The sequence below is a fragment of the Streptomyces bluensis genome (assembly GCF_014650715.1).
Taxonomy (GTDB): domain Bacteria; phylum Actinomycetota; class Actinomycetes; order Streptomycetales; family Streptomycetaceae; genus Streptomyces; species Streptomyces bluensis.
In genome coordinates this window covers 186429-195282 of the sequence record NZ_BMVM01000014.1, presented here as the reverse complement: position 1 = coordinate 195282, position 8854 = coordinate 186429, and the positions used below count along the sequence as shown (strand labels likewise).

Annotated in this window: 6 protein-coding genes and 3 pseudogenes; 8 read left to right on the top strand and 1 reads right to left on the bottom strand. The window is 71.0% G+C overall.

Features of this window, described 5'->3' with window-relative positions; translation table 11 throughout:
- The 6 genes from IE262_RS29400 to IE262_RS29375 all read left to right on the top strand — a co-directional run.
- On the top strand, positions 1-964 hold a 964-nt coding region (locus IE262_RS29400; RefSeq protein ID WP_189877899.1), incomplete at its 5' end, for an ATP-binding SpoIIE family protein phosphatase.
- A 42-nt stretch (positions 965-1006) separates the two neighbouring features.
- A complete protein-coding gene (locus IE262_RS29395; RefSeq protein WP_189877897.1) occupies positions 1007-1795 on the top strand; it encodes an Fpg/Nei family DNA glycosylase in 789 nt (262 codons plus the stop codon).
- Between the two features lie 188 nt (positions 1796-1983).
- Positions 1984-3534 carry an SDR family oxidoreductase gene (locus IE262_RS29390; RefSeq protein ID WP_373305173.1) on the top strand — a complete coding sequence of 517 codons (1551 nt, stop codon included), beginning with the start codon at positions 1984-1986 and terminating at the stop codon, positions 3532-3534.
- A 13-nt stretch (positions 3535-3547) separates the two neighbouring features.
- Positions 3548-4912, top strand: a complete 1365-nt coding sequence (locus IE262_RS29385; protein ID WP_134037892.1) for a cryptochrome/photolyase family protein — start codon at positions 3548-3550, stop codon at positions 4910-4912.
- Between the two features lie 229 nt (positions 4913-5141).
- Positions 5142-5312: a hypothetical protein gene (locus tag IE262_RS39745; protein WP_229877565.1), complete on the top strand. Its 171-nt coding sequence runs from the start codon at positions 5142-5144 to the stop codon at positions 5310-5312.
- A 354-nt stretch (positions 5313-5666) separates the two neighbouring features.
- Positions 5667-5966 carry a hypothetical protein gene (locus tag IE262_RS29375; protein WP_229877564.1) on the top strand — a complete coding sequence of 100 codons (300 nt, stop codon included), beginning with the start codon at positions 5667-5669 and terminating at the stop codon, positions 5964-5966.
- Positions 5967-6095: 129 nt separating this feature from the next.
- Here the strand turns inward: IE262_RS29375 and IE262_RS29370 are convergent.
- Positions 6096-7014, bottom strand: a pseudogene (locus tag IE262_RS29370) (DUF1152 domain-containing protein).
- Here IE262_RS29370 and IE262_RS29365 point away from each other — a divergent pair.
- Positions 7013-8187: pseudogene (locus IE262_RS29365) on the top strand (replication initiator); the annotation flags it as partial. The pseudogenes IE262_RS29370 and IE262_RS29365 overlap by 2 nt on opposite strands.
- Before the next feature lie 164 nt (positions 8188-8351).
- Positions 8352-8678 (top strand): annotated as a pseudogene (locus IE262_RS29360) (tyrosine-type recombinase/integrase); the annotation flags it as partial.
- Positions 8679-8854: the final 176 nt, after the last annotated feature.

The window sequence follows — 8854 nt, the reverse complement described above, 5'->3', positions numbered from 1 at the left end:
CCTCGAACTGCCGCCCGACGAAATCATGGGACACCTCAACGACATCGTCGGCGACATGGACGAGGGCTCGTACGTCACCTGCCTGTACGCGCTCTACGACTCCACCACCCAGGTCTGCTCCCTCGCCCGCGCCGGGCACCCGCCCCCGGCCCTGGTGCACCCCGACGGCACCGTGCACTTCCCGGAGCCGGCCACCGATCCGCCGCTGGGCGCGGCGGAGCCGCCGTTCGAGACGGTGGAGTTGGCGGTGCCCGAGGGAAGCCTGCTCGTGCTCTACACCGACGGCCTCGTCGAGTCGGCGAACCGTGAGATCGACGAGGGCATGGCGGAGCTGGCCCGGCTCCTGCGCACCGCCCACGGGGACGGCACCGGCGCGGATCTGGAGCGCCTGTGCGACACCCTCACCGCCGGGCTGCTTCCCGCCGAGCACCAGGCGGCCGACGACGCGGCGCTCCTCGTCGCCCGCCTCCACGCCCTGACCGAGGACAGGATGGCCTCCTGGCCGCTCGCCGATGACCCGAAGGCGGCCGGCCTGGCCCGCCGCCACGTCCGCGAGCAGCTCTCCGTCTGGGGCCTGGACGACCTGACCCCCACCACGGAACTGCTGGCCAGCGAAATGGTCGGCAACGTCGTACGCCACGCCAAGGGCCCGGTCAGGCTGCGTCTGCTGCACGGTGCCGAGCTGATCTGCGAGGTCTTCGACGGCAGCCTCACGATGCCCCGTATGCGCCGCGCCACGGACACCGACGAGGGCGGGCGCGGGCTACAGCTGATCACGGCACTCTCGGAACGCTGGGGCACCCGCTACACGGCGAACGGAAAGTGCATCTGGACCGAGCAGGCACTCCACGGCCCGAACACCCGTGGGGACCAGTCGTCCGATGCCCTGGGACTGCTGTTCATGAGCACCGGCGGATTCGACGTGGACCTGGACGCGCTCTCCTTCGGGGACGAGGAGCAGTAGAGGAGCAGTAGGGGCGGGCCGGGGCCGCAAAGGAGGTCCTCCATGCCTGAGCTGCCAGACGTAGAGGGGTTCCGGAAGGTGCTCACGTCCTGCGCGAAGGGCAGGGTCATCCAACGCGTCGACGTACGCGACACGGGCGTACTGCACGGCGTCAGCACGCGGCGGCTGCGCGACACCCTGGTGGGCCGCCGCTTCACCGAGCCGGAGCGGCACGGAAAGTGGCTGCTCGCCCACACCGGCGGGCCCACCCTCCTGCTGCACTTCGGGATGACCGGCCGCCTGGTCTGCGCCCGTCCCGGCGACGCGGTGGAGGCCCACGACCGCGTCCTGTTCACCCTGGGCGGCGGGCGTCAGCTCCGCTACCGCGACCAGCGCAAGCTCCAGGGCCTGTGGCTGGCCGGCGACGACTCCGAGGCCGCACGGCTGCTGGCGGGCCAGGGTCCCGACGCGATGGCGGTGGACCGTGCGGAGTTCGAGGCCGCGCTGTCCTCACACCGTGGCAGGGTCAAGACCGTCCTCACCGACCAGAGCGTCCTGGCCGGGCTCGGCAATCTGCTCGCCGACGAAATCCTGTGGCGCGCGAGGCTGCGGCCCACCGTACGGGCGAGTGATCTCACCGAGGCCGACCGCCGCCGCCTGTACGCGGGAATGCGCCGCACCCTGCGCTCGGCGGTCACCGCCGGCTGCGTCCCGCCGCGGGACTCCTGGCTCACCGGTCACCGCGACGACACCGACCCGGCCTGCCCACGCTGCGGCACGCTCCTGCGCCGGTCCCGTGTGGCGGGCCGCGGCACGGTGTGGTGCCCGCGGTGCCAGCCGGACGGGTCCTGAGCGCCGGGCAGCTCGCCTGACCGGCCCTTGCGGTTGCGGCACCCGACCTCACGCCCAAGCATGGGCGGAGGAGTTCCGCACCACCGTCCTGGGAGCGACATGGAGTTGCGCGCGGACCGGCCTCGCGACCTGCACCGGACACGGTGCCCGGAGCGGGCATGACCGGGGCCGACATGACCGGGGCCGACATGACCGGGGCCGACATGACCGGGGCCGACATGACCGGAGCCGACCGGCCGCTGCGCTGCCTGGTCACCGGCGCCACCGGATACCTGGGCGGCAGGCTGGTGCCGGAACTGCTGGCCGCCGGCCATTCCGTACGCTGCCTGGCCCGCTCGCCGGGCAGGCTGCGCGACCATCCGTGGGCCGGGCGGGCGGAGGCCGTGCGCGGGGACGTGACGGACGCGGCGTCCGTGCGCGCGGCGATGGAGGGGATGGACGTCGCGTACTACCTGGTGCACGCCCTGGGCACCGGGCGGGGTTTCGAGGAGACCGACCGGCGCGCGGCCAGGATCTTCGGTGAGCAGGCACGCGCCGCCGGAATCCAGCGGATCGTCTACCTCGGCGGACTGACCCCCTCCGGAGTGCCCGAGCGCGCCCTGTCGCCCCATCTGCGTTCGCGCGCCGAAGTGGGCCGCATCCTCCTGGCCTCGGGGGTGCCCACCGCCGTACTGCGGGCAGCCGTGATCATCGGGTCGGGTTCGGCCTCGTTCGAGATGCTGCGCCACCTGACCGAGCGGCTCCCCGTGATGGTGACCCCGAGCTGGGTGCGCACCCGCATCCAGCCGATCGCCGTCCACGACGTGCTCCGTCTGCTCGTGGGGTGCGCACGACTGCCGTACGACGTGAACCGCACCTTCGACATCGGCGGGCCGGACATCCTCACGTACCAGGACATGATGCGGCGGTACGCGGCCGTCGCCGGCCTGCCGAAACGTCTCATCCTCCCCGTGCCGCTGCTCACCCCCCGGCTGTCCAGCCTCTGGGTCGGTCTGGTCACCCCGGTGCCGGGCGCCCTGGCACGCCCGCTGGTCGAGTCACTGAAGTACGAGGTGGTCTGCGCCGAGCGGGACATCCTCCGGTATGTGCCGGACCCGCCGGAGGGACCCGTCACCCTCGACCGGGCGATCCGGCTGGCTCTCCGACGCGTCCAGGACGCGGACGTCGCCACCAGATGGTCCTCGGCCTCGACTCCCCGCGCCCCCAGCGATCCGCTGCCGACCGACCCCGACTGGGCCGGCGGAACCCTCTACACCGATCACCGTGAGCGCACCGTCGCGGCGTCCCCGGCGGCTCTGTGGCGGGTGGTGGAGGGGATCGGCGGCGAGAACGGCTGGTACTCCTCGCCGCTGGCCTGGTCCCTGAGGGGATGGCTGGACACGCTGGCGGGCGGCGTGGGCCTGCGCAGGGGCCGCCGGGACGCGAACCGGCTGCGGATCGGCGACAGCCTGGACTTCTGGCGCGTCGAGGAGATCGAGCCGGGCCGGCTGCTCCGGCTGCGCGCGGAGATGCGGCTCCCCGGCCTGGCCTGGCTGGAGATGGCCGTCGACTCGGACCGGCAGGGGCGCACGGTGTACCGGCAGCGGGCCCTGTTCCATCCGCACGGGCTGGCCGGTCACGCCTACTGGTGGGGCGTGGCCCCCTTCCACGCCGCGGTGTTCAGCGGCATGGCCCGCAACATCGCCGTCGCGGCGGAGTCGGCACCCCCTGAACCGGCCGCCACACCGGGTGCCCGTTGAGGGGCGAGGAAGCGTGCGCGTCTCGGTAGCCCTGGCCCTGTTCACCGCGGACCTGCGGGTCCACGACAACCCTGTCCTGTGGGCCGCGGTGCGGGACGCCGAACGCGTGGTCCCGCTCTTCGTCGTCGACACCGGCATCCGCCGCACCGGCTTCGTCGTACCCAACCGGGCGGCGTTCCTCGCCGACAGCCTGGCCGACCTCGACGCGGCCCTGCGTGCCCGGGGCGGCCGGCTGGTGGTACGCGTGGGCGACGTGATCGAGGAGACCTGCCGGGTGGCGGCCCAGACCGGGGCCGCGGCGGTGCACATCGCGAGCGGGGTGAGCCGTTACGCGACGCGGCGCGAGAACCGGCTGCGTGCCGAACTGTCGGGCGACGGACGCGAACTGCGCGTCCACGACGCTTCGATCACCGCCGTCCCACCCGGGGCGCTCACGCCTGCGGACAAGGACCACTTCGCGGTCTTCACCCCGTACTTCCGCCGCTGGGAGACCTTCCCCGTACGCCGCGTCCTGCCGGCACCGGACGCGGTACGGGTACCGGACGTACGGTCGGCCGACCTGCCCCGGGCACAGTCCCTCGCACCGGGCCCCACGTCGCCGGGCCTGCCCGCCGGCGGCGAATCCGAGGCCCGCCGCATACTGCGGTCCTGGCTGGCGGGCCCACTCGCCGCGTACGAGGAACGGCACGACGACCTGGCCGCCGACGCGACCTCCCGGCTCTCCCCGTACCTGCACTTCGGCTGTCTCTCACCGACCGAACTGCTGCACCGGGCCCGCGCGCAGGACAGCCCCGGGGCGCACGCCTTCGTCCGCCAACTGGCCTGGCGGGACTTCCACCACCAGGTCCTGGCAGCCCGCCCCGACGCGGCCGACCACGACTACCGCCCCCGCCACGACCGCTGGCGCCACGCCACAAAGGACATCAAAGCCTGGCAGGAGGGCCGCACGGGCTACCCCGTCGTCGACGCCGCCATGCGGCAACTGCGCCACGAGGGCTGGATGCCGGGCCGCGCCCGCCTGCTCGCGGCGAGCTTCCTCACCAAGACGCTGTACGTGGACTGGCGGGTGGGAGCCCGCCACTTCCTGGACCTCCTCGTGGACGGCGACATCGCGAACAACCAGCTCAACTGGCAATGGGTGGCCGGCACCGGCACGGACACCCGCCCCAACCGCGTCCTCAACCCACTCGCCCAGGCACGCCGTTTCGACCCCCACGGCGAGTACGTACGCCGCTGGCTACCCGAACTCCGCCACCGCAACGCCGCTCCCGACCCCGCCGGGCCCTACCCCGCCCCGATCGTGGACCTGGCGTCGGCCACCGCCCGCTTCACCTCAGCCAGGCGAACGGCAGCCTCCGGCACCCGCAGACCCCCATGACGATGAAGGTCTACGTGGCGCCGACTCCGGCTGACATCAACCACTGACCTCAGCCATTGCCGTACTTCGCCGCTGTACGGCCGCAAAAACCCAAGGGCCCCGGATCTCTCCGGGGCCCTTGACCTTGCTCCGCAGCGGCGCCTCTCACGTGGTCTGGGACGGCGCCACGTCCGCCGAGTCTGTCGCCCGTATCTACGGACGCCGCCTCAGGCACACCCTCCGGAACTCCATGGAGACCACAGGACTGGAACGCGCGGTGCGACTCCTCGCGCGGCACGACCAACCGGTACGTCTGGGACAGATCAAGGCTGCCGACGGATCCTGGGTCTTCATGCTGTTCCTCACCGAAGACAGCAGCACGCTGGTGGCATGCACCGGCGTACGACAGGAGCGTGATTGATCACGTCAGGGGGCCGTTGTCAGTGCCCGCGGCTAGGGTCGCAGACGCGCGGTCGGCTTCCGAGGTGTCCAGCTCTGCAGAGCAGTTGCATCCCCGGCTTTGCCAGGGGGCGGCCCGTGAGCACCCCGGGACCTATCCGGCGGTCGGGCTTCGTTGATGGCCAAGACAAAACCTGTCAGCGCCGACCGCGCACTACCCGTCGCGCCCGTCGGCAACTGAGGATGGCGTGCACGCTTTAGCGGTCTTCTGGTCTCGGCTGAACGTCAGCAAACGGTGGTGGATGAGACGGAACCTGAGACGGGGCGGAAGCTCCAGCCCCGAGGCGGTGTCCGTCCCTCGTGCCATCATCCTCACGTGCTGAAGATCCCCGGATACGAAGACGGCCCTTTGGTCCAGGGCACTGCTTACCTGGACGATCCGTTCTTCTGGCCCGTGCACCTCGGTACCTGTTTGCGTGGTGAGGACGCGCGGCGAGCCGCGTTTGGTGCGGACTGGGACGCGGCCATGGAGCTGTATCGGGTACTGTCCGCCGAGCGTGAGTGGCCTGTGTTCAGCGTGCCTCTGTCCTCTGGGCACACCATCCACGTCATCCTGCAGCCTGAGCGCCCCCGCCGGAGGCATCAATCTCTGGCGGTCTGGCGGTCTGGTGGCTGATTCGCTGCGAGCGCGGGGCGGGCGCCGGCCAGGCTGAGCGGGGCGGAGACAGGAGCGGCGGCCCGGCCGGGGGCCGGGCCGCGCGCGGCGAGCGTGAGCGAGCCGCACTTGAACCCGTGAAGAAGGCTGTTACTCAGGAGTGGATGTGATGCGCCACAAGGGTGCGCCGTACTGCTCCGGGCGGCTGTTGATAAGTAGTTGGCGCAGGTCCTCGCGTAGGGAACCGTTGAGGTTCAGCGCCTCGGTGATGCGGCGGAACGTCGTGTGGGTTATTCCGCGGTTCCGGGCCTCGGCCTCGAACTGGAACTGGTCGAGCTGGGACAGCACGGCCTCAGGGTCGGGCTTCACCGGTGGCTGCTCTTTGAGCCATGCGGCCTTGTTGCGTTCGTAGTCGATCTCCGAATACCCGCAGATCTCGCGGCTGAGTGCCCCTACCTCGTCCAGAGTGGTGGTTGCCGTGATGACGCGGGCCAACTCGTTGCGGCTCAGCGCTTCGTCCAGATCGACCTCGTGGACGGTCGGCCCTTCGTCGGTGAGGGGAACGGGCAGTCCGGCGTCCTGCATCTCACAGGTGCCGCGTACGCCTCGGGCTGTTGCTGCGAGCATCCCGGTTGCCTCGGAGGGGTGCCATTCCAGGACCGAGCTGACCGACTCAACGTCCTTCACCGTGAAGGTGTGAACGAGGGGGCCGAGTACGCCGCGTAGTTCATCGAGGGGCAGTTCGCCGTCCAGTCCGGGGCCTGCCACCAGGAGACTGATCGGCGCGTTCACCTGGCAGCACGCAGCAAGCGTGACGGCGTCGGCGAGCGGGCATTGCAGTGTCGGCTCGCCGCCTCGGGCGAGGACGTCTCCACCAACGTCCAGGAGATCGATCGACTCTGGTGACAAGTGGTCCACCAGCTCTTCGGGTTGGCGGGTGATTCCCTCAACTCCGGCCGGTGAAGTTCTCCGGTCCCCTGGGGCCCGGTACTGGGTCGATCAGGAGGCGGTCCCACGCGTAGGTGAGGATCACCGCCTGGTCCTCGTCGCCGTAGAGGGCGGCATGAATGGCCCGGCAGCTGTCCGGCCTGGGCGGCTGCACCCACCCCGTACGCCTCGACGGCCACCGCACCGAGTACGAGGTCAACCAGACAACCGGCGAGATCGGCCGCGCCCTCAACCACCTGGACTCGACCGCCCTGCCCGCCGGAAACCTCCTCGTCCGCTGCAACAACCGTCGCTCCACCCGATGCACGGCCTGCGCCGAGACCTACCGCCGCGACACCTACCACCTGATCACCGCCGGACTACGCGGCGGCAAGGACACCCCCGAACAGGTCGCCACGCACCCGCGCGTCTTCGCCACCTTCACAGCCCCGAACTTCGGCCCGGTCCACAACCGCCCCTCCAGCGGCCGGGCCTGCCGCTGCGGCACCCGCCACGACGTCACGGACTCCGCCCTGGGCACACCACTCGCTCCTGAGACGCACGACTACGAAGCGGCCGTGCTCTGGAACGCACACGCCGGGGCCCTGTGGCGCCGGCTCTCCATCTACCTGCGTCGTGAGGTCGCCAAGCGCGGCGGACTCACCCAACGCGCCTTCCGCGACCACGCGCGCATCTCCTTCGCCAAGGTCGCCGAGTACCAAAAGCGTGGCGCCGTCCACTTCCACGCGGTCATCCGCCTCGACGGCCCGGAAGGCGGCGACACGTCCCCTCCGCCCTGGGCCGCGGCCGAACTGCTCACCCACGCCATCCGCGCCGCCACCACCGCAGCACGCGTCAACGGCCCGCAGATCGACGGCCGGGCCCACACCTTCACCTTCGGCCGCCAGCTCGACGTCCGCCGATCCGCTCCGCCGACTTCGACGGCGGCCAGGAGCTGACCGAGCGGGCCGTGGCCGCGTACATCGCCAAGTACGCCACCAAGGGCGCCGAGACCGCGACCGGCACCCTCGACCGGCCGATCCGCTTCCTCGCCGAACTGGCCCAGGCCCGGATCACCGACCACGCCCGCCGCATGATCCGCACCGCCTGGACCCTCGGCGCACGCCCCGAACTGGCAGACCTCCGCCTACGCGCCTGGGCCCACATGCTCGGCTTCCGCGGCCACTTCTCCACCAAATCCCGCCGCTACTCCACCACCCTCGGCGCACTCCGAGACGCCCGCGCCGAACGGCACCGCGCCCAAGCGGCCCCGGCCACCCCACCGGACGGCGAAACCACCCTCGTCCTCGCGCACAACATGACCTCGGTGACGATCCACCGGAAGTGGCACACGACCGCTGAGGTCGCCGAAATGCTCGGCTTCAGCCTCACCAAGACGAAAGTCCTGGTGCTCTCCGGCGAAATCCGCTCCGTCAAGGTCGGCCGGAACCGCCGCGTCCTTCCGTCCTGGGTGGACGAAACCGGAAAGCGGCCGGTGACCTCTGGCAGGACACGCACGGCCTGGTCTTCACCACGAAGTACGGAACACCCATCGAGCCGGGCAACCTGACCCGCATGTTCGCCCTGCGCGCTCGCCGTGCCGGATTGCGAGTGATCCCGCTCAGGAACACCCGGCACACGTGCAGCTCGCTCCTGGTGGCTTTGAAGGTGCACCCGAAGGTGGCACAGGGCATTCTCCGGCACTCGCAGATCGCCCTGACGACGGAGGTCTACGCGGAGGCAAGCAAGGAGGAGGTGCGCGCCGCACTGGGCAAGCTGTCCGAAGCCATGGGCCGCCCCAGCTGAGCACCTCGCAACCATGACCTGCTCACCAGGAGACCCCGACCTCGGGGTCTCCTGCGTGTCGTTCTCCTACCCGGCATCCACCGTCAGGGAGTAATCCACACCAAGCGAGAAATCCGCAGACTGACCGCGAATCGTCAGCGTGTGCTGTCCAGGTTGCAAGGGGGGCAACTGGACCC